This is a genomic window from Sulfitobacter sp. G21635-S1 (assembly GCF_027213915.1).
Lineage (GTDB): Bacteria > Pseudomonadota > Alphaproteobacteria > Rhodobacterales > Rhodobacteraceae > Sulfitobacter.
Genome location: NZ_JAPWGV010000026.1, coordinates 34,567 through 53,488 on the forward strand (window position 1 = coordinate 34,567; position 18,922 = coordinate 53,488).

The window sequence follows — 18,922 nt, forward strand, 5'->3', positions numbered from 1 at the left end:
CGCTGCCTCGGGTCCCTCTCCGGACACACAATTTCTTCTAAGCCGGAATATCACCCAATGGCAGAACGATCCCCCCTCTTTCTGGGCCTCGCCCGTCCGCCCAAGTATCTGGGTCTCCCTGTCGGATACCTCGTGGTTCTGGCGACTGGGGTCGTTCTGCCGTTCATCTGGACGAAGTCGATGGTCTTTTTCCTGATCGGGCTCGTCGCCTACCCGATCCTCTGGTTCGTCGCCGACCGAGAGCCGCATTTTTTCGAGGTGCTGCACGTCTCCTATGGCTCGGTACGCCCGACAAAGAACCGGGCCCTGCACGGAGGCGACAGCTTTGGCGCTTGATGCAGGCACACTTTCCACTCACGGAACCGCTCTGCTCCAGGCCGGCAGCGGGGAGTTCGCGCGGGAGAGCTATCTCGCCGAACACCTGCCGTATTTTGCCCTCGCCGATGACGATGTCATGGTGCTGCGCGAGGGCGATCTCTTGGCGACCCTGCGCCTTGATGGTCTGAACCCGATGACCACTGAGGACGCCCGGCTCGATGCCCTGAAACGCGCGGTCGCGGCCATCGTCGCCCAGACCGGTAACGCCTTCGGCTTCTACATTCACCGGATCTCGGTCCCGCAGGATCTCGGCATGCGCCCCATCGAGGGTGACAGCTTCGCCGCCGCGATCGACGCCCGATGGCAGGCCCATGTCAAAGACCTGCGCCCGGCAAAGCGCCAGCTCTATCTCAGTGTCATCCGGCGGCCCGATATCTCGGCCCGCATCCCGCTCCTGCGAGCACTGGCCCGCAAGGCCTGGGTCAAGGACCGCGCGACACGGATGCAGGAACTGAACGAGGTCATGGGCTTCTTCGAGGTAGCGCTCTCCTCGGCCAACCCGGTCCGGCTGACCCGCACGGGCGGTGAATGGCTGGGCTATCTCAACACGCTGAACGCAGGCAGCTTCTCCCCCATCGCCTTCGGGCAAAGCGCCCTGCCCCTCTCGCACACCCTGAGCAATTGCCGCGCCACCTTTGACGGCGGTGTCGTCACCCTGACCGATGCCGTGACCGGTCAGGTCAAATACGGCGCGCTCTTTTCCATGAAGACCTATCCGGCCCTCACGGATGTCACGCTGCTCGATGCGCTCGACCTGCCGCTCGACATCGTGCTGACGAATTCTTTCAGCCCGATCCCGAACAACATCATGGCCGAACGCATTCAACGCATCATCCGTCAGATGTATGCCTCCGACGATGCTGCCGTCTCCCTGCGTGAACAGCTCGGCCAAGCCGCCGACGATCAGGAAGCGGGCCGCATTGCCTTTGGCGATCATCACCTCTCCATCGCGGTCTATGCGCCAGACCGCGACACGCTCGAACGCGCCGCCGCCCAGATCAAACGCGTCGGCCAGGAGATCATGTCGGTGATCGTGCGCGAAAACATGGCGCTGAAAGCCACCTACTTCGCGCAATCCCCCGGCAACTTCGGCTACCGGGCGCGCAAGACGCCGATCTCCTCGATCAATTTCGCGGATTTCGCCGCCCTTCACGGAAGCGTCGAGGGGCGTGGTCCTGACCAGTCGCCCTGGGGCCAGACGATCTCGGTCCTGCCGACGGTTGGCACCTCGGGCTATCGGTTTAATTTCCACGAGACGGGTAGCCCGGGCAAGGAACCGACCGTTGGCCATACCCTGGTTCTGGGGCGCACCGGCACCGGCAAGACGCTGACCACCGCTTTCCTCGCAGCGCAGGCACAGCGGGTCGGCGCCCGGCTCTTCTTCTTCGACAAGGATCGCGGCCTCGAGATGGCGGTGCGCGCCCTCGGCGGCCGCTACAACGAAATCCGCGCAGGCGTGCCGACAGGTCTGAACCCGCTGATGACCGAGACCGACGAGCGTGGTCGCGCCTGGCTCTCGGACTGGCTCGTGACACTTCTCACACAGGGTGGCACGCTGACCGGCGAGCAGTCGCGCCATATCCAGAGCGCCGTGACCCAGAACGCCCATGCCGGGAGCGCGCTCCAAAAGTTTTCCAGCTTCGAGACCCTGTTCCAGTCGCTCGATGACGATGGCGAGTTGCAGTCCCGCGTCGCCGAATGGGCCCCCGGCGGGCGTTATGGCTGGGTTTTTGAGGCGCCGGAGCACGGGGCCGGCCTTGAATTGGCTGCTGACATCATCGGGTTCGACATGACCGAGATTCTCGACATGACGACCGAGCGCATGGCGGTGCTTTCCTACATCTTCCGCCAGATCGAACGCGTGGTCGAGGATCGCCGTCCCACCATCATCGTGCTCGACGAGGCCTGGAAGCTCCTTGACGATCCCTACTTCGGGGCGCGGCTGGAAAACTGGCTGGTCACACTTCGGAAGATGAATTGCGTCGTGATCATGATGACGCAATATCCGAGCCAGCTGCGCGACAGCCGCGTCGGCAAGACCATCGTCGAGACGGTGCCAACCCAAATCCTCTTTCCCAACGACCGCGCCACCGTCTCGGATTACGACTTCCTGCGCGTGAACGCCAAGGAGGCCGCGCTCCTCGTCCAGCCCACCATTGGCCAGCGCATCGCGCTCGTTCGCTCGGCGGGTGACAGCGTCTTCGTCGACGCCGACCTCTCCGCCTTGGGCAACCTCCTTCCCATCCTTGGCGGCGGCGCCACGGGTGAGGCGCGTGTGCCTGCCGATTGGCGCGCCAATCCCGATTTCTGGAGACATGTGATATGAGTTCAAAACCCATCCTGGCGCTTTGCGCCGCCGCTAGCCTTCTGGCCGCTTGCGAGAAATACACCGAGAAAACTTCGCCCTGCTTCGGACGCAATGGCGCGCCGCAAGTCACGCGCGCCGCCCTCTCCTTCTCGACCATGGGCGCTCCGGTCCAGCAGGCTGCAAAGTCTGACTGCATCTTTGAACACCTGCCGCGTCCGGAATGAGCCGTGCCGCGATCATATCCGCCGGGCTCTGCCTCGGCCTCAGCGCCATGCCCGCCCATGCCCAGGGGGTGCCGACGCAGGACAATTCCGCGATCGGGCGCGCCATCGCGCGGGTGACGGCATTGGCTGAAGACCTCGGCGTCCAGCAGGACAAGGATCGGACAGAGTCCACGCTGGCGGACGTGCAGGCCGGCCAGCTCCGCGTCCTCGAGGAGATGACGGCGGCCATCACCGGGCCCGGCTTCGATATCCCCGCGCTCGAGGGCAATGCGGATTTCGGCGTGGCGGCGGTCTATCCAAATACCGATGCAAGCCCCATGAACAGCCGCCTCTTCGGCGAGGGCCGCGAGACGGTAGAGATGATGATCGTCGAGGTGGCGGGCGAATTCGCGGGCGCGCCCGGTGTGGCCCGGGCCGGGCTCTCGGCCACCCAGTGGCGCTGCCTCTTCCAGGCCCTGATCAAGCAGGAAAGCCGATTCAACGTTGCCGCCGAAAGCCCGGTCGGGGCCTATGGCCTCACCCAGCTCATGCCCGGCACTGCCTCCGACCTCGGCGTCGACCGCTATGACGTGAAAGACAACCTGCGCGGCGGCGCGCGCTACATCACCACGCAGCTCAACCGGTTCGGCAATATCCCCCATGCGCTCGCAGCCTATAACGCGGGGCCCGGTCGGGTCATCGAATACGGCGGCGTGCCGCCCTTTGCCGAAACTCAGGGCTACGTGCGCAACATCTCCAAGTTCTACAACGAATACCTCGCCGTGGTGGGCGGTGCCGATGCACTCGGCACGCTCTCGCCCTCGGATTTTGCGCTGGCTGAATATGCCAGCATCTCCGAGGCCGGCGTCTATTACGCCGCGGACAGCTCCGCCACCACCGAACAGGTCATCAACCGCCTCCGCGCGATCATCCTGCAGATCGATGCGCAGCCCAATGCCAAGGCGGCCTGGGAGCTCAACACCTACGCCAAGGCCGAGATCGGCCGCATCCTCAACCTTCGCGTCCGGCTGATGGCCGCCAACCAGCAGCGCGAGGCGGCCTATGCGCAGCACCTCGTCGCCGACCGTCTGGCCGAACGCGACTTCATGCAGATGGGAGTTCCCGAATGAGACACCTTCTCCTGACCGCCGCCGCGGTCACCGCGCTCGGGCTCAGCGGGCCCGCCACGGCTCAGGGCGTGCCGACCTTCGATGGCTCGCAGCTTGGCCAACTCGTCGCCCAGCTCGAACACATGGCTGAGGATCTAAATGTCCAGATGCAGCAACTCGCCACCATGCGGCTGGAACTGGAAACCCAGCTGTCGCAGCTCACAAACCTTGAGGCGCAACTGACCTCGCTGATCGAGGGCAGCGGGTTGGGCGAGCTCTTCGCAACAGTCGAGGAATTCCGCGCGCTGCGCGGCAAGCTCGTGGCTCCTCTCAACACCGCGCAGTCCTTGGCCAGCGGCGATTTCCTCAGCGGCTTCAATCCCGGTGCGGAACTCTCGGCCTCCGTCGAGCGCGTGCTGTCGGGCAGCGGCTTCACCTCGGAGCGCCTGAGCACGCTCTCGGGATCGGATCAGCCCGCCGACAACCGCATAGCCGCCTCCGCCGGAGCCAGCGCCATGCTGTCCGTCGCGGCGCAGGAAAGCCACGAAGAGGCAGGCCAGAGCCTTGAACGGCTCGAAACCATGGTCGGGCTGATCGACGATCAGGACGGGCTGAAAGCCGCCGTCGATCTCAACACCCGCGTCACCGCCGAGCTGGGTATCATCCTGACTCAAATCTGGCGGCTGGAAGCGGCCCAGGGCGTCAGTGCCGGCCAGCTTGGCGTTGTCGATGCCGCGACCCTCGCGGATGAGCGCAAGTTCCGCTCGATGGCGGTGGATCCATGAGCACGTCGATGCGCCTCACTATCCCGGATATTCGCTTCGTTGGTTTCGCCGCGCTAGTGCTCGGTGCCCTGCCCTGTGCCGCGCTGGCCCAGACCCCGAGCACGGACCCGTCCAGCAATACGCCCTTCAGTTCGATGGCCATCGCGCGGGACGAGGGCGACGCCTGCCGTGTCCCGAAACCACCCGCCGATCTGGCCGAGACCGCTTACTTACGCAACGGCTACCGCGCGATCCTGCGCATCCTGATCGCCGAAGAGGCGCTCGCCTCGCAAAGCTGCACCTGCCTGCTGGACCAGTTCACCTGGGATCAGGCACTTGACGCTTTGCCCCGGTTCCAGACTTCGGACACCCCGCACCTGCCCTTCAAGGTGCTGGATCTCTACGCCAAGGCCGATGAGCTGGAAGCCCAAATTGCCGCAGGATGTGCGGAGTAAATGGGGGTCATTCGCGACATCCTCGGGCAGGTCGACGCCGCGGTGAACACCGTGGCGCAGGACGGCTTTGTCTCTTCCGCAGCCTCGGTCGGCAACGTCATCTCGGCGGGCGCGACACTGCTGCTCGTGCTTCTGGGAATCAACGCCGTGATGCAGCTGCGCCCCCTGCCCTTCGGCACCGGCTTTGCCTTCGGCATCAAGGTGGCACTTGTCGGGATATTCGCGCAGAGCTGGGACAATTTCAGCGTGATCTATGGCATCGTCACGCAGGTCCCCGACTCTATCGGCGCCTCCATCTTGGCCCTCACCGGGTCGGGCGACGAGGCCGGGGTTTACGCAAGCCTCGACAACATGGTCGCCCGCATCACCGCCTATGGCGACACGATCGGCGACCGCGCAGGCTGGGTTTTCGGCGCGGTCCTGGGCGCGATCTTCTTCGTCCTCTCTGCCGTCTTTGCCGCCGTCACCGCCGGGATCATCGCCTTTGCCCGCATCGTCTTCGCGCTGATGATCGTCATCGCCCCCTTCATGATCGTGACCTCGCTCTTCAAGCCCACCCAGTCGCTCTTCGAGGCCTGGACCCGCGCCACCATCGGCTATGCGCTCATGCCTGTCGCTGCCGCCGGGGCCGCGGGCATCATCGTCGCCATCGCCGAAGCGATTGGCGATGCCTCCGCCGATCCGGGCGATGTCGAAACCGTCAGCCTGATCCTACCCTTCCTCGTGATCCTGATCCTCAGCGCCGGGATCATGGCCTCGGTGCCCTACATCGCCTCCAACCTCACCGGTGTCGTGGGCATTGCGTCCAATGCCGTGGGTCTTACGGGCCTCGCGCGGCAGGGCTTCGTGAACACGCGGGAGTATGGCACGGGCGCGACCTCGCGCCTCGTCACCGGCAAGTCTCCGCACGAGCTGAACCAGATGGCCAATACAGGCGTGGTGAAGACCGGCGAGATGATCCGGCAAAGCCCTGGCGCGCTCCTCTCCGCCGCCAAGGCCTTCCGCAAACCCTGATTTGAAAGACCACTACTTTGAAGAAGACTGTGACCAGTTCCTCCGCGCCTGACCGCGACGCCTTTGAGGCGGATTTCATCTACGGGCCCAGGCGGCGCGAGCGCTTCGCCTGGTTCGTCGCCGCGGCAGGCGTGCTAGTCGGCGTGGCCGGCATGGTCGCGGGCGCGAGCCTCTTTCCGCTCAAATCCACCGAGACCTTCGTTGTCGTGGTCGACAAGGAAACCGGCGAGATGGACCGGGTCGCCGCGGTCCAAGCGCTGACCCTTTCCGAGAGCGACGCCATCATCCAGGCCAATCTCGTGGCCTATGTCGACGATCGCGAGACCTACGACCTGACCGATGGCGAGCAACGCATCAACTCGGTGCTCGACCGCTCGGATGGTGACGCCGCCCGCACGCTGCGCGATCTCTGGTCCTCCACCAACGAGGACTACCCGATCACCGTCTATGGGCGCGATGCCAAGATCGAGGTGGTGATCAAGTCCGTGAACCAGATCGAGCGCGGCGTGGCCCAGGTCCGCTTCACCCGCACGCTCCGCCGTCCCCGCGACACCCGCACCGTCACCCGGTCCTATGTCGCCACTGTCGGCTACGACTTCCAACCCGAAACCCGCCAGCGCCTTCAGGACGTCTGGGCCAACCCCTTGGGCTTCGTGGTGACCTCCTACCGCGTCGACGCCGAGACCCTGGAGAACTGACCAACATGAAATCCCTGCCCGCGCTCCTCCTGGCGCTTGCCCTTCCTGTTGCCGCACTCGCCGAGGCCACGCCGCAAGGCGGCCCGCTCGATATCCGCATTCGCACCGCCGTCTATAACGAGAACCAGGTCTACCGGATCGAAACGGATCTTCGGCATTCGACCACGATCCATTTCGGGACGGGCGAGCGGTTTGAAGCAGTGATTGTCGGCGACACCGAAAGCTTTCAGGTCGATCCGATCCCCGAGCTTGGCAATGTACTGACCATCAAACCGCATGTTGCGCAGACCTCGACCAACATGACGGTGATCACCAACCGCCGCACCTATTCCTTCCACCTGCGCGAAGGCTCGATCCCGAACCGCACAGGCATGTTCTTCGAGGTGCGCTTCCGCTACCCCGATGAGGAACGCCGTGCGGCGGGTGCCACCCAACCGAAGGGGTTCGAGGCACCTCGCAACTACAACTACCGCGTCTCCGGCGAAGGGGATTTCCGCCCCAGCCATATCTACGACGACGGGCGCTACACGTATTTCGTCTTCCCGGAAAACGGTCGCCAGCCCGCCCTCTTCAAGGCCGATGACCAAGGCCGCGAGCGCACAGTCAACTGGACCCAGCAAGGCAACACCGTTCGCGTTCTCGGGGTGAACACCTATTGGACGCTGCGCATCGGCGACGAGGCGATCTGCGCCTGGCGCGACGAGAGCGCGATCTATGTGAGCAACTGACCATGGCCGATCAAACCCCTCCCGACCTTCAGAACCGTCTCGACCAGTTCAGCCAGCGCGGCAAATCGAAACGCCGGGGCAACAGCCTCGGGGTCGGTGCCCTCGCCGCCGCCCTCGCCCTTGGCGGGGCCGGGGTCGCGTATTTCCTGGCCACCGGCCTGCAGGAGGGCGACAGCGCACTCGAGACCTCCGATGTTGAAACCTTCCAGGACCGCCGCCCCGGCACCGGTGGGCGGCTGGAGTTTCCACCCGATGAGACCGAACAACGGGTCAATGACGCGCTGATCGCCGTCGAAGAAGCGCTTGATGTGCCCGCCGCCCCTGCCCCCGAGCCGAGCGCCGAGGTGCTGGCCGAGATCGCCAAGCTCCGCGAGGCCCTTGCCGCCAGCCAGGCCGCCCGCAACTCGGAAATCCAGTCCGCCGTTGCCGACCTGCGCGAGGCCTTCGATGAGCAGAAGGCGGCCTTGGAAGCACTTATAGCGGAGAAGGAGGCAGAGCTTGCCAACCTGCAGCGCCAGACCGAGGCCCGCATCGAAGGTCTGCAGGCCATGCTCGATGCCGAACGGGCGCAGCGCGAGGGGCTCGAGGCTGAGCTCGATCGCGAGGGGCTGATCGCCGATCAGCGCCTACTCGAAGAACGCCGTCGTCAGGAAGAGGAACAGCGCCAGCGCGAGGCCGAGCGGGTCGCCGAGGAGCTTCTGACCGCGCAGATCAAATCCCCCGCCGTGGTCTATGCCGACGGTCCGCGCGGCGGCCAAAGTGGCGCGGCGGTGGCCGATCCTGCTGCCGCAGGCACCGAGGGGCCGGTCCTCTCGGGCAATGAGGCGTTCCTGCAGAGTGCGCGACCGCTCGAAGTGCAGGAGGCCACCCGCCTCACCCACCCCGAACGCACGTTGACCCAAGGGTCCGTCATCCAGGCCGCGCTCCAGACCGCCATCAACAGCGACCTGCCGGGCTCCGTTGTGGCGGTTGTCTCCGAACCGGTCCCGGCGTTTTCCGGGGACCGGATCCTGATCCCCCGGGGCTCCCGCCTTTTTGGCCAATACCGCTCTGGCATCGAGATGCACCAGAAACGCATCCTCATTCTCTGGACCCGCGTCCTGACACCGGACGGAACCTCAATGGAAATCGCCGCTGTTGGCGGGGACCAGCTTGGCCGGTCGGGCCTCACCGGCCTCGTCGACACCAAGTTCGCCGAGCGCTTCGGAGGTGCGGCGCTGATTTCCGTGATCGGGGCGGCACCGGCCGTGGCAGCCGAGAGCGCCAACAATGAAACCACCAGCATCGTTCTGGGCGATGTCGGCAGCGACCTGCAGGATGCCGTCGGCTCGGTCATCGCCGACCAGGTGTCGATCGCGCCGACGATCTATGTCGATCAGGGAGCCTCGGTCACCGTGCTCGTCGACCGGGATGTGGTGATTTATTGATGGATCAGGCATCGCCAGCCTCATATCTCGAGCGCTATCTCGACCCGTTCCGCGACCTCTTGCGACGCGATGACGTGGTCGAGATCGCGATCAACCCGGACGGCAAGGTCTGGCTTGAGGTCGCAGGCGACGCCACCATGCGCCACGAAGGTCAGACCGTGGATCGGACCACAGCCCTCAACATGGCCCAGACCATCGTCGGCGATGCCAAGGCCCGCGTTTCTGAAAAGAACCCCCTCGTCTCCGGCAAGGTAGAATATGCAGGCCGTCCGCTTCGGGTCCAGGTCGCCGTACCGCCCGCCATCGATCGCGGTGCCTCGATCACCATCCGTCTCTTCGCCTCGGGCAGCGTCCGGGACTACGCCCCGGCCTATCTCTTCGGCAAGGCCGTGTCGCTGGACGCGCTCCGCGCCGAGAAAATGAAGAACATCGCCAGTCTGGCAGATGAGAACCTCGAAGCCGCGTTGCAGACCCTGGTCGAGGGGCGGCTCAACGTCCTGATCAGCGGTGGGACCTCGACCGGCAAAACCACTTTCGCCCGCCACCTTCTGACTCATGTCAGCGAACGCGAACGGCTGATCACCATCGAAGACGCCTTCGAGCTCTTCCCCGGTCAACCCAACACCGTCGCCCTCTTGGCCGACCGCGGTTCCGGCTCGCAACGTAGCGCCAACGCCCTTCTCCAGGCCTCCCTCCGAATGCGACCCGACCGGATCATCGTTGGCGAACTGCGCGGGGCCGAGGCCCTGACCTATCTCGAAGCCATCAACACCGGCCATGGCGGGTCGGTCTCTACAATCCACGCTGAAACCGCAGAACTCGCCATCGACCGGCTTGCGATCATGGTGCTGCAGGCTGGCACACCGCTGACCTTCGCCGAAGTGCGCGAATACATCCGGAAATCCATCGATGTGATCGTGCAGCTCGGCCGCGCCGAGGGCAAGCGAGGGATTACGGAGTTCTATCTGCCGGGGTCGTAAGCCCCTCGGCACAAAGGGTCGGAAGCTGCCGTTCGCGGCTGGAGCGAAGGCTCCAATGGTCAATTGCAGGAGCGGACTTTGATCGGCAGACACAGTTGCAGCGGGCTGGCTCCTACGCCCACGTGGGAGTGGCATTTCGTCGTGGCGAAGGGCTAGTATCGTGCAAGTCTTCGGTTGATTTCTTTTTGTGGAAGTCTGCATCTCGGATGGTCACGAACGGCCTCCAAACCCGCTTTTAGCGCGCTTGTCGCACAAACCATGTGTTTTTCCATTTCGTCAAACACCCACAACACACCGTGCATCGAGAGCTTTTGACTCTCTGCTTCTGCCCTAAGCGCACCATCGCCGGTTAGTAGTACCCAATTCCGTTCCACCGCTAAACAGAACGCAAAAACATCTGGCGTCGATAGCATTGCTTTCGCCCGTTTCAGTTCTGTTGCACGTGCGGTTTCTTGTGGAGTGAGTTGTTCGACCTTCAATCCAAGATCGAGCAAATCAGGGCCCAACCAATCGAGGAGTTCCGATTCATACAGAATATCTGGGACCACAAATTCATAAGGCAGGTCAAAAAGCCTCGCGGTCAGCGAGGCTCTTTCGATGTCAATCAAGACAGAGGTATCGGAAACAAGAACTTGCACATAACTACTATGACATGTGGTTCAACCGTTCTTCCAGCTCTTTTACTCGTATTTCGAGAAGTTCTGCCGCGCGAGACAACCCAATCAACCCTTCGGAGAGGGCACGAAAACACAGCCTCTGAAAGCGGTCAGGCTCTTCTCGTTCCCAAGGAATGGAATTCGGCTCCTCGAACGGCTCATCGCGCCAACCCCGTTGCTTATAGACCTTGAACAGGCGCGCAAATGTTGCCTGGTTGATGATGTCCAAATCCTTGCATCGATACGTCAGCGCTTGAATGCTGACGCCAAACCGATCCTTTAGACTAATGAGCTCACCAATGCTTATGTCCGTTCTGCGGGCACCGATCTCCTGCCGTAGCACTTCTGCCGGAACGAGAAATGCACCAGCAAATCGATTTGCGGCGCGTTCTGAATCACATCCTTCAGCGACCTTAAGAACCATGTGGCCCAGTTCGTGAGCTAAACTGAAGCGCTTCCGTTCAGACCAGGTCTTCTTCTTGATCATAATCACCCGCGCAGAGTGATGCTCTTTTCGACGGACTTTGGCCGCAAGGCCATCAATCCGATCAACGTCCAAAGACAACACCTTGATCCCGTGCTCCTCGAGGAGTTCAGCAAGCATTGGGATCGGATCGTGACCCAGCTGCCAGGAAGCACGCATGTTGCGAGCCGCGTCTTCGGCATCACGAACATCGGCCACCCAGTAGGGCGCTTCGTGTGGGGCATCCCATTCCTGGCTCGAAAGATTCAGCAAGCTTTCGATGGCGAGGTACTTTTCAACCATATTGAGCGTCTTGGCTTCGATCGTCGCGATCTCCTTGGCTGACGAGCTGGCTGACTTGCGAAACTCCACGCCCTCCAACTCAAGCTCGTCATCGCTCAGCAGGAAATCCACAGAGACCTCGAGTGCTCGGGCAAGACCTAGCAGCACGCCCGATCCGGGCATGTCTTCATTGCGCTCGTACTTGCCTATGGCTTGAGCGGACACCTTTTTCTCCATGGCATCGGAAAGTGCACGGAGCGAGAGGCCAGATGCTGCCCGGGCTCCTTTGAGTCGCTTGCCAATCATAACGTCCTCCCAGTGGGTGGTTTACATTTCACCCATATGATTGATATTTTGTAAACTACAATGCTTGAAAGCGCGGCTTTTTGTCCCTAACTTGTAACAGCAAGCCGAAAGAAAGGCAAATTTGTAAACCGCCAAGTCGCTTCACGAGGCGCTAAACAGGCAAAGAAAAGAGGAAGTAGCCATGAACGCACCGTTTGCGGGCGACCTACCTAGAGGAATTCAGAAGATCACGGCACTGCCGGACCCCGGTCTGGCAGAACTCTGGGACTCGATCATCGTCGAAGCCGAGATAAAGGAGCGCCTGCTCTCTCAGGCGGTGCTGAATTTCACAATGCGACCAAAGATGAGCCGAGCCGTGTTGCCACTCCATGGCGTCCTCCTGTTGGTTGGCGCACCCGGAACGGGCAAAACGTCGCTCGCGCGAGGGTTGGCCAACCGAACAGCAGCGGCTTTCAAGGGGGGGAACTTCCAACTGGTCGAGGTTGAAGCGCATGGCTTGACGAGTTCCGCCATGGGGAAAACGCAGCGAGCGGTTACTGACCTCTTCGCGCAAACACTTTCAGAACTTGCCAATGCAGGCCCGACGATTGTCCTGCTAGATGAAGTGGAAACCCTTGCGGTGGACCGCTCTAGGCTAAGCCTCGATGCCAACCCTGTCGACATTCATCGAGCCACGGACGCCGTTCTGGTACAGCTCGACCTGCTGGCAGAATCTCACAAGAACCTGCTGTTTGTGGCAACCAGCAACTACCCGGAAGCGGTGGACGATGCCTTCGTTTCCCGATGCGATCTGGTGCTTGAAGTGCCTCTTCCCGGAAAGGAAGCCTGCAAGACGATTTTGCGGGAATGCCTGTTGGGGCTAAGCAGCACGTATCCTGAGATAGAAGAGCTGACCAGCGACCGTGGTTTCGACACCTGTGCTGGCGAATTCGTCGGCCTCGACGGCAGGACAATCCGAAAGACCGTCGCAAACGCGCTCGCCTCTAACACTCAGGTGGCACTGAACCCCGGCTCAGTAACACTGCCCCAGTTAGCTGCTGCCGCAAAATCAGCCCAAACCAACAAAAGAGCGAATCGGGGGAAGTGATGATAACTGTAGCCCGCAGAACATTCCGAAGCTCTCCGCATCGCGACGCATTGGCAACATGGGCCGCCATCAGCGACTTGCTCACCCGTACAAATACCGGAGCGCAGCAAGAACTCAGCAGTGTCGCTGGCATTGCAAGCAGCATAATCGCGGACAAAGCCTGCGAAAACTCACCAATCATTGTCAGCTGTGAAGGGCCGCAGACGCGCATCTACTGTCTTTACGATGACGATGCGATCGACGGGTCGGACGCGAACGAAGACGTGCTCGGGTTTGACCCGCTGAAAGGTGATTGGTCGATTTCACTGCCATGTGAACCCGATGATCTCGGTTGGGTCCAATCTGCGCTGCAACAGAAGAGCAACCGCATCACAGCACGCGACAGAACCGAAACCAAAAAGCAAGACACAGCGAACAACTCGCAAGGTGCTACGCTCGAAATTGATCTCGAGGGGTTGTTGAAACCATGACAACAGTCATCACGTATTCCCGCACCCAGTCTGTCACCTATGTGGCCGATAACATCCTCAAGAGCCTCAAAGACATTATCCGTCTGAGTGGCATGGATCCAACAAATTTCGTGAACGACACGGAAATCAACATGCGCGGAATCAAGGCATGGTTGGAGAGCGAAGACCTCGAGAAGATCACACTCGAGATATACGATCCGGCAACCAATGGACTAATCCTGCGTTGGGATATCGACGTGAACTACAGTTGGTCTGCTGGAGATGGAAACTTCTGGACGGACACCGATCAACTTCGTTGGGCAATTCGCAAAGCGGGAGTTGCGCCGGCAAGCGCCAAGTATGACCTCCTGCTACGTACAAAGCCTGGACGACCTGATGTCCCGGGTTGGCACCGGACCACCGCCCGATCTACAGACGGTATGGTTCGCCAAAGCCTTGGCTCCACCATCGAACACAACGGTCTGGGAGCGACGGCAGCGTATTGGAGGCAGGCATCATGATTTCACTCCCGGACGCATTCAAAAAGTTCAAGAGCCGAATGGAGTTGAACGAAAGAGAGCAGCAGAACGCATCCAAGCGGCAGAAGGAAGTTCGCGAGCATCTGGATAAGGCCTTTCAGATCGACCGTAGCTTTTTGACAGGAAGCTACGCCCGCTGGACCAAGTCCAAACCACTCAAGGATGTCGATATCTTCTTCGTTCTTGGAAAGGACGAGGACCACTATCGAGACAAACATCCTGACAAGATACTGACCGCATTCTACGATACGTTGGTTGACGTTTATGGAAGCAGCGCCGTCAAAAAACAGGGACGCTCTGTGGGTGTGGACTTTGGTGTCGTCGTCGATTCCGACGACAACACAGATTACCGGGTTGTAAGCGTGGATGCAGTGCCCGCATTTGCAAAGGGCGACGACTACGAGATCCCGAACAACACAACCGGGAAGTGGATGGGAACAAATCCCGAAATCCATGCACAGAAGGCTGTTTCGGCCCACCAAGCTTATGGCAATGAGTGGAAGGGCCTGGTGCGCATGGTGAAGTACTGGAACCAAAACAGCCGCCACGGAGAAAAACCTATCAAGCCATCCTTTCTGATCGAGGTCATGGCGATGGAATGCCTCCATGGTGGATGGGGTGGTTCACATGACCGCGAAATCCAAGCGTTCTTCGCTACGCTACGCGACCGAATTCACGAGGATTGGCCAGATCCGGCCGGGCTCGGGTCTCCTGTTAGCGATCGAATGGACGCAGCGATGGTGAAGCGCGCCCAGACAATTCTGGATCAGGCAAACCGCGACATCGCTGCCGCAATTCACTTGGCGCGCCAGGGCAAGAACGGAGACGCCCTGAAAGCGTGGCGCGCTTTCTTCGGACCAAAATTTCCGCTGTCTTAGAAAGAAGAAACAATGGCTGAATGGTCGCTATCACAACTTCTATCATCGTTGCACGAGGATATTCAGCATCGGCTGTCAACGGCGCGGAAGTCGTTCAAGCATCCCGGTACAAAAGGGGACGCAAGCGAAGCGATTTGGATCGATATGCTCGCACAGTACATCCCTGAGAGATATCAGGTTGCAAGTGCTCATGTCGTCGATAGCCGGGGAAATTTTAGCGATCAAATTGATGCCGTGATCTTTGACCGTCAATATTCGCCCTTCATTTTCACCTACGAAGAACAGCTCATAGTTCCAGCAGAAAGTGTATACGCTGTTTTTGAGGCCAAGCAGACGGCAGATGCCGGTCTGGTGAGATACGCGCAAGACAAGGTGGCTTCAGTCCGAAATTTGCATCGGACCAGCCTACCAATCCCTCATGCTGGTGGGGTTTATCCGCCAAAACAGCTCATTCCCATCATTGGTGGGCTTCTTACTTTTGAGAGCGAATGGAAACCTCCCCTCGGTGCATCGTTCGAAAAGATCCTCAACGAAGGCGAAGATGATAGGAGGTTGGACATCGGATGCGTTGCCTCTCACGGGCATTTCCTGTTCGCCGAGGATGGGCGATATAACCTTGTTGAGGGGTCAAAACCGGCAACGGCTTTCTTATTTGCACTGATCTCACGGCTCCAGTTCAGCGGCACTGTGCCAATGATCGATATCGATGCCTACGGCGATTGGCTGACCAAGTAGCTGTCGCCAAAGTCCGCTTCGGCTTTTTGCTTCGCGGCGGCACCAACAGCTATCGATTGGCGGTTAAGGGACTTTGACTGTACTTCGTGTTCTTGGATGGGGCGACAAATGGTAAAGAACATCTGCATATTCTCGGACGGAACAGGCCAAATGGGCGGCGCCAGGCCTGACCAACGGCTGTCGAATGTTTACAAGATGTATCGAGCCATGCGTCCGGGTCCAGATTCACCAATTAGCCCGAAGGACCAAGTGGCCTTTTACGACCCTGGCTTGGGAACAGGAGAAAGTGGCGGGTTATTCGGTCGGATCAAGCCGATCTTGGAAAGCGCCGTCGGCACTGGCATCGACCACAACATCATCGATTGCTACGAGCAGATCATCGCCAATTACGAACCCGGCGACCGTGTGTTGCTGTTCGGGTTCTCGCGCGGGGCCTACACAGTAAGAGCACTGGCGAACGTTATGAACCTCTGCGGTGTCCCGACGCAGATGCCGGATGGTTCGCCGGTCCCGCGTCACGGTCCCGGATTGCGGAAGATAGCCAAGGACGCTGTAAAATTCGTGTATAATCACGGTGCTGGAAAACCGCGCGGACAAGATCCTTACTTCAACAACCGTGAAGAGCTCGGCAAACGATTTCGCAAAAAGTATTCGAGCTTTCCCATTGAAGGCGAAGACAATCAGGGAAACGTTCAGCCAACATTCATCGGGGTCTTCGACACCGTGGCGTCACTGCGAACGGCTGTTGTCCGCACCTTGGTCTGGGGCGTCACGTTCGGCGTCGGGTCGGCTTTTGCCGCAGGTGTTGCATTCGGGTGGTCTTGGCTTTTGGTTGTTCCACTCGGCGTACTACTAGTTGCGCTTCTTTGGCAGCTTGGTTCCCTGTTGCTCGACAACTTCAAATATTTCTCGGACGATCCCGAACGCAAACTGAAGCTTTGGCGCCCAACGGATTGGCCGCAGATCCTCAAGACGGGTCATTTCGCGGCTTGGAACAAGCGCAACTACGACAAGTGGCTTGATCCCGATGTCCAACACGCCCGTCATGCCATGGCGATCGACGAAGACCGTGCTGACTTTCCAAGGGTCGGATGGGCATCCAAGGCGGCCGCGATTGAGACCAAAGATCGAGAGCCGAAGTGGTTGAAGCAGGTCTGGTTCCCGGGCTGCCATAGCGACATCGGTGGAAGTTATCCCGAGGCAGAGTCCCGCCTGAGCGATATCGCCCTCGATTGGATGGTCGACGAATTGAAAGACTGCGTGCCGTCGATCCAGATCAACGAGAACGTCTTGAACCGCTCCCCTGACCCTCTGGGTTTGCAGCACCGCGAAGACGCGTTGGTAGCATTTGGCCCCCTCCGCATCCGCTGGAAGAAGGGAATTCGCGCAGTTGGCGACGACTTCCCGCTCCATCCTTCAGTCGAAGAGCGCATGCGAGCCAAGGCCGTCGCCCAGTGTGGCGAGGTTAAGCCCTACCGACCTGCCCAGTTGAAAGAGCGACGCGACTTGAAATTCTACTACGACGAATAGGGGACTAGTCGACGGCGCTCACCCTCCCAACAATTCCTCGATGAAGTCCTCCTGCCGGTCGAGCGCCGCCTCCCATTCCTTCGGCACGGCGGCTTCCCGCTCGAGCGTCTCCGGCTCTGGTTGCCCGCGCCCGGCCTCCATCGCCATCACGCTCATCGCGCGCGCTTCGCGGCGTTGCGAGCGATCCCGGACAGGCGTGCGGTCGGTTGGTTGTCGCGGCTCATCCTGACTGACTTCATCCGCACTTTCACGCGCCCAAGGCCCCACGCCCTGCACACTCGGCGGATAGGGGAAGGGCTTGCCCTCCTGGCGGGCCAGCATGTCCTTGAAGAACGGATCGTCGTAATACTTGATCCGGCTCGCCTTTATCGGGTGCTGCGGCGAGGCGAGGATAATGACCTCGTCGGGGTCCATCAAGCGAGCCTCGGTCTCAGATAGCAGCGGCCGCTCTTCCAGACGCGCCGAAGTCGAGGTCGCGCCGAGGAAGCCCTTGTTGCGGCCATACATGCGGGTCACGGCCTCGCGTGTGGTGCTGCCGACCGCGGCTGAGACCTCCTTGACCGTGCGCTGATCCCGAGGGGTGATGTAGAGTTTGAGCCCTGCCCCGTTCTCGAGGCTTTCACGGCCCTCGGGCCCGTAGATCCGGTCGAGCGAGGCCAGCGACTGCGCAATCATCGCGACGCGACCACCGTAACTTGCCAGCGAATGGATCGCGCGTTCGAGATAGGGCATCGCCCCCATCTGCTGGAATTCGTCGATCATCATCATGACCGGCCAGGGCTCATCCGGGCCGGGCTCGTTCAAACGGATCGAGGCGATGAGATCGGCGAACATCAGGCGCAAAAGCGGCGCCAATGTCGCGATGTGATCCTCGGAGACGGCGATGTAGAGCGATTGCGGGGTCTTGCGGAAGGTCGAGAAATCAAAATCGCTCGCCTCGGTGGCCGAGCGCACCGCCGGGTTGTCCCATTGCTTGAGACCGGCTGTCATCAACGCCTGAATGTTTGAAGTCAGGAGCCGCGACGAGGCCGAGGCCGCGTTGGTCCAGAGCTCGCGCAGGATGTCTTCTTCGGCCTCGTCGGCATAGGTCTTGTATTGGGCGTTCTTGTATTCGCCCCCGGCGACGATCTGGTTCACCGCGCCAAGGTTCGGCGTGCCCCGCTGGATCGCTAGCAGGCAGGCCGCGACAAAGATCGACTTGCCAGCCTCGGAGAAGGTGTCGAGCGTCTTGTTGTCCTTGTCAAGGAAGAGGTCCGCGAGGATCGAGACCTCGGTGAAGCGCTGCGCGAAGCTCGGGGCCTTGGCGATCCGGGCCAGAGGATTGTAGCAGTGCGTGGCATTGGCCCAGTCGAAGGGGCTGAAGCGATAGACCTCGTCGCCGTTGAGCGCCCGCAGCCGGGCAGTTTTCTCGAAGTTCTCGCCCTTCACGTCGAGCACCACCACCGAACCTGCGAAGCTCAAGAGGTTCGGGATCACGAAGCCGACGCCCTTACCGGCGCGGGTCGGGGCCACCATCATCACATGGGGGATGGTGGTCGAAGAGATAAACTCAGCCTTGGAACTCGGTGCGCCGAGCTTGCCACAGACAAAGCCCTTGCCCGGCGCCTGCAGCATGTCGTTCTTCTTCAACTCCGCCTTTGTCTGCCAGTGGGCCGAGCCATAGTCATCCCGCTCCTTCTTCCAGGTCCAAGCGAGCGCCAGGGCGCCTAGGCCGATTGCTCCGAAGCCGACGGCGCCGAAGCCAACCTTGAAAGCCTCCGGATGGGCCGCGCGTGTGCCCGCGCCGGCCTTCCAGAGCGCCAACATGTCGAAACTCTGAAACCCGGTTTTCAGGGCAAGGGTCAGGTAGAAGGCAGCGACAATGGTGCCGATGACGGCGCCGCAGATCACGCCGAAAAGAAGTGCGGCCCAGAGGGGAAGTGTCTTGGTCATG

Annotated in this window: 20 protein-coding genes; 17 read left to right on the forward strand and 3 right to left on the reverse strand. The window is 60.9% G+C overall.

Translation table 11 applies throughout. The features are described from left to right. Window positions 1-57: 57 nt before the first annotated feature. The 11 genes from O4H53_RS21085 to O4H53_RS21135 are packed head-to-tail and all read left to right on the forward strand — an operon-like array spanning window position 58 to window position 10,064. Entirely contained in the window at window positions 58-336 is a 279-nt protein-coding gene (locus O4H53_RS21085) for a type IV secretion system protein VirB3 (RefSeq protein WP_037931006.1), read from the forward strand. Continuing rightward, window positions 275-2,704 (forward strand): type IV secretion system protein B4, encoded by a 2,430-nt coding sequence (locus O4H53_RS21090; protein WP_233501450.1) that lies wholly within the window; start codon window positions 275-277, stop codon window positions 2,702-2,704. The genes O4H53_RS21085 and O4H53_RS21090 overlap by 62 nt, the downstream gene beginning before the upstream one ends. Further along, entirely contained in the window at window positions 2,701-2,910 is a 210-nt protein-coding gene (locus O4H53_RS21095) for a hypothetical protein (protein ID WP_082894842.1), read from the forward strand. The genes O4H53_RS21090 and O4H53_RS21095 overlap by 4 nt, the downstream gene beginning before the upstream one ends. Then, window positions 2,907-4,019, forward strand: coding sequence for a transglycosylase SLT domain-containing protein (locus O4H53_RS21100; RefSeq protein WP_114295284.1), 1,113 nt, complete (start codon window positions 2,907-2,909; stop codon window positions 4,017-4,019). The genes O4H53_RS21095 and O4H53_RS21100 overlap by 4 nt, the downstream gene beginning before the upstream one ends. Then, window positions 4,016-4,783, forward strand: coding sequence for a type IV secretion system protein (locus O4H53_RS21105; RefSeq protein WP_064225010.1), 768 nt, complete (start codon window positions 4,016-4,018; stop codon window positions 4,781-4,783). The genes O4H53_RS21100 and O4H53_RS21105 overlap by 4 nt, the downstream gene beginning before the upstream one ends. A gap of 8 nt (window positions 4,784-4,791) precedes the next feature. Continuing rightward, a complete protein-coding gene (locus O4H53_RS21110; RefSeq protein ID WP_233501452.1) occupies window positions 4,792-5,217 on the forward strand; it encodes a hypothetical protein in 426 nt (141 codons plus the stop codon). Beyond that, window positions 5,218-6,231 carry a type IV secretion system protein gene (locus tag O4H53_RS21115; protein ID WP_064225011.1) on the forward strand — a complete coding sequence of 338 codons (1,014 nt, stop codon included), beginning with the start codon at window positions 5,218-5,220 and terminating at the stop codon, window positions 6,229-6,231. A 17-nt stretch (window positions 6,232-6,248) separates the two neighbouring features. Continuing rightward, window positions 6,249-6,929: a virB8 family protein gene (locus O4H53_RS21120; protein ID WP_064225012.1), complete on the forward strand. Its 681-nt coding sequence runs from the start codon at window positions 6,249-6,251 to the stop codon at window positions 6,927-6,929. Window positions 6,930-6,934: 5 nt separating this feature from the next. After that, entirely contained in the window at window positions 6,935-7,657 is a 723-nt protein-coding gene (locus O4H53_RS21125; RefSeq protein ID WP_064225013.1) for a TrbG/VirB9 family P-type conjugative transfer protein, read from the forward strand. A gap of 2 nt (window positions 7,658-7,659) precedes the next feature. Beyond that, entirely contained in the window at window positions 7,660-9,084 is a 1,425-nt protein-coding gene (locus tag O4H53_RS21130) for a TrbI/VirB10 family protein (protein ID WP_064225014.1), read from the forward strand. Next, on the forward strand, window positions 9,084-10,064 hold the full coding sequence (locus O4H53_RS21135) for an ATPase, T2SS/T4P/T4SS family (RefSeq protein WP_064225015.1): 981 nt from the start codon (window positions 9,084-9,086) through the stop codon (window positions 10,062-10,064). The genes O4H53_RS21130 and O4H53_RS21135 overlap by 1 nt, the downstream gene beginning before the upstream one ends. Before the next feature lie 152 nt (window positions 10,065-10,216). On the opposite strand, the gene O4H53_RS21140 is transcribed toward O4H53_RS21135, so the two are convergent. Both O4H53_RS21140 and O4H53_RS21145 read right to left on the reverse strand, forming a co-directional pair. Further along, window positions 10,217-10,702 (reverse strand): hypothetical protein, encoded by a 486-nt coding sequence (locus O4H53_RS21140; RefSeq protein WP_064225016.1) that lies wholly within the window; start codon window positions 10,700-10,702, stop codon window positions 10,217-10,219. 7 nt (window positions 10,703-10,709) lie between these two features. Next, entirely contained in the window at window positions 10,710-11,771 is a 1,062-nt protein-coding gene (locus tag O4H53_RS21145; RefSeq protein WP_064225017.1) for a helix-turn-helix domain-containing protein, read from the reverse strand. A 181-nt stretch (window positions 11,772-11,952) separates the two neighbouring features. Between O4H53_RS21145 and O4H53_RS21150 the strand changes: the two genes are divergently transcribed. The 6 genes from O4H53_RS21150 to O4H53_RS21175 all read left to right on the forward strand — a co-directional run bounded on the left by O4H53_RS21150 (window position 11,953) and on the right by O4H53_RS21175 (window position 16,989). After that, window positions 11,953-12,858, forward strand: coding sequence for an AAA family ATPase (locus tag O4H53_RS21150; RefSeq protein WP_064225018.1), 906 nt, complete (start codon window positions 11,953-11,955; stop codon window positions 12,856-12,858). Then, a complete protein-coding gene (locus O4H53_RS21155; protein ID WP_064225019.1) occupies window positions 12,858-13,328 on the forward strand; it encodes a hypothetical protein in 471 nt (156 codons plus the stop codon). The genes O4H53_RS21150 and O4H53_RS21155 overlap by 1 nt, the downstream gene beginning before the upstream one ends. Next, window positions 13,325-13,828 carry a hypothetical protein gene (locus O4H53_RS21160; RefSeq protein WP_064225020.1) on the forward strand — a complete coding sequence of 168 codons (504 nt, stop codon included), beginning with the start codon at window positions 13,325-13,327 and terminating at the stop codon, window positions 13,826-13,828. The genes O4H53_RS21155 and O4H53_RS21160 overlap by 4 nt, the downstream gene beginning before the upstream one ends. Beyond that, on the forward strand, window positions 13,825-14,724 hold the full coding sequence (locus O4H53_RS21165) for a CBASS oligonucleotide cyclase (protein WP_064225021.1): 900 nt from the start codon (window positions 13,825-13,827) through the stop codon (window positions 14,722-14,724). The genes O4H53_RS21160 and O4H53_RS21165 overlap by 4 nt, the downstream gene beginning before the upstream one ends. Window positions 14,725-14,736: 12 nt before the next feature. Continuing rightward, window positions 14,737-15,459, forward strand: coding sequence for a DUF6602 domain-containing protein (locus tag O4H53_RS21170; RefSeq protein WP_064225022.1), 723 nt, complete (start codon window positions 14,737-14,739; stop codon window positions 15,457-15,459). A gap of 108 nt (window positions 15,460-15,567) precedes the next feature. Next, the gene (locus O4H53_RS21175; protein ID WP_064225048.1) at window positions 15,568-16,989 is read left to right on the forward strand and encodes a phospholipase effector Tle1 domain-containing protein; all 1,422 of its coding nucleotides are present in this window, start codon (window positions 15,568-15,570) and stop codon (window positions 16,987-16,989) included. 18 nt (window positions 16,990-17,007) lie between these two features. Here O4H53_RS21175 and O4H53_RS21180 read toward each other — a convergent pair whose 3' ends face one another. Continuing rightward, complete coding sequence (locus O4H53_RS21180) at window positions 17,008-18,921, reverse strand: type IV secretory system conjugative DNA transfer family protein (protein ID WP_114295285.1); 1,914 nt, start codon at window positions 18,919-18,921, stop codon at window positions 17,008-17,010. Window position 18,922: the final 1 nt, after the last annotated feature.

Bases quoted from the DNA above. Each gene is read 5' to 3' on its own strand.
- O4H53_RS21170 (WP_064225022.1), top strand. From the start codon at position 14,737: ATGGCTGAATGGTCGCTATCACAACTTCTATCATCGTTGCACGAGGAT.
- O4H53_RS21100 (WP_114295284.1), top strand. From the start codon at position 2,907: ATGAGCCGTGCCGCGATCATATCCGCCGGGCTCTGCCTCGGCCTCAGC.
- O4H53_RS21110 (WP_233501452.1), top strand. From the start codon at position 4,792: ATGCGCCTCACTATCCCGGATATTCGCTTCGTTGGTTTCGCCGCGCTA.
- O4H53_RS21125 (WP_064225013.1), top strand. From the start codon at position 6,935: ATGAAATCCCTGCCCGCGCTCCTCCTGGCGCTTGCCCTTCCTGTTGCC.
- O4H53_RS21160 (WP_064225020.1), top strand. From the start codon at position 13,325: ATGACAACAGTCATCACGTATTCCCGCACCCAGTCTGTCACCTATGTG.
- O4H53_RS21155 (WP_064225019.1), top strand. From the start codon at position 12,858: ATGATAACTGTAGCCCGCAGAACATTCCGAAGCTCTCCGCATCGCGAC.
- O4H53_RS21085 (WP_037931006.1), top strand. From the start codon at position 58: ATGGCAGAACGATCCCCCCTCTTTCTGGGCCTCGCCCGTCCGCCCAAG.
- O4H53_RS21150 (WP_064225018.1), top strand. From the start codon at position 11,953: ATGAACGCACCGTTTGCGGGCGACCTACCTAGAGGAATTCAGAAGATC.
- O4H53_RS21130 (WP_064225014.1), top strand. From the start codon at position 7,660: ATGGCCGATCAAACCCCTCCCGACCTTCAGAACCGTCTCGACCAGTTC.
- O4H53_RS21180 (WP_114295285.1), bottom strand. From the start codon at position 18,921: ATGACCAAGACACTTCCCCTCTGGGCCGCACTTCTTTTCGGCGTGATC.
- O4H53_RS21175 (WP_064225048.1), top strand. From the start codon at position 15,568: ATGGTAAAGAACATCTGCATATTCTCGGACGGAACAGGCCAAATGGGC.
- O4H53_RS21135 (WP_064225015.1), top strand. From the start codon at position 9,084: ATGGATCAGGCATCGCCAGCCTCATATCTCGAGCGCTATCTCGACCCG.
- O4H53_RS21105 (WP_064225010.1), top strand. From the start codon at position 4,016: ATGAGACACCTTCTCCTGACCGCCGCCGCGGTCACCGCGCTCGGGCTC.
- O4H53_RS21095 (WP_082894842.1), top strand. From the start codon at position 2,701: ATGAGTTCAAAACCCATCCTGGCGCTTTGCGCCGCCGCTAGCCTTCTG.
- O4H53_RS21090 (WP_233501450.1), top strand. From the start codon at position 275: ATGGCTCGGTACGCCCGACAAAGAACCGGGCCCTGCACGGAGGCGACA.
- O4H53_RS21115 (WP_064225011.1), top strand. From the start codon at position 5,218: ATGGGGGTCATTCGCGACATCCTCGGGCAGGTCGACGCCGCGGTGAAC.
- O4H53_RS21145 (WP_064225017.1), bottom strand. From the start codon at position 11,771: ATGATTGGCAAGCGACTCAAAGGAGCCCGGGCAGCATCTGGCCTCTCG.
- O4H53_RS21165 (WP_064225021.1), top strand. From the start codon at position 13,825: ATGATTTCACTCCCGGACGCATTCAAAAAGTTCAAGAGCCGAATGGAG.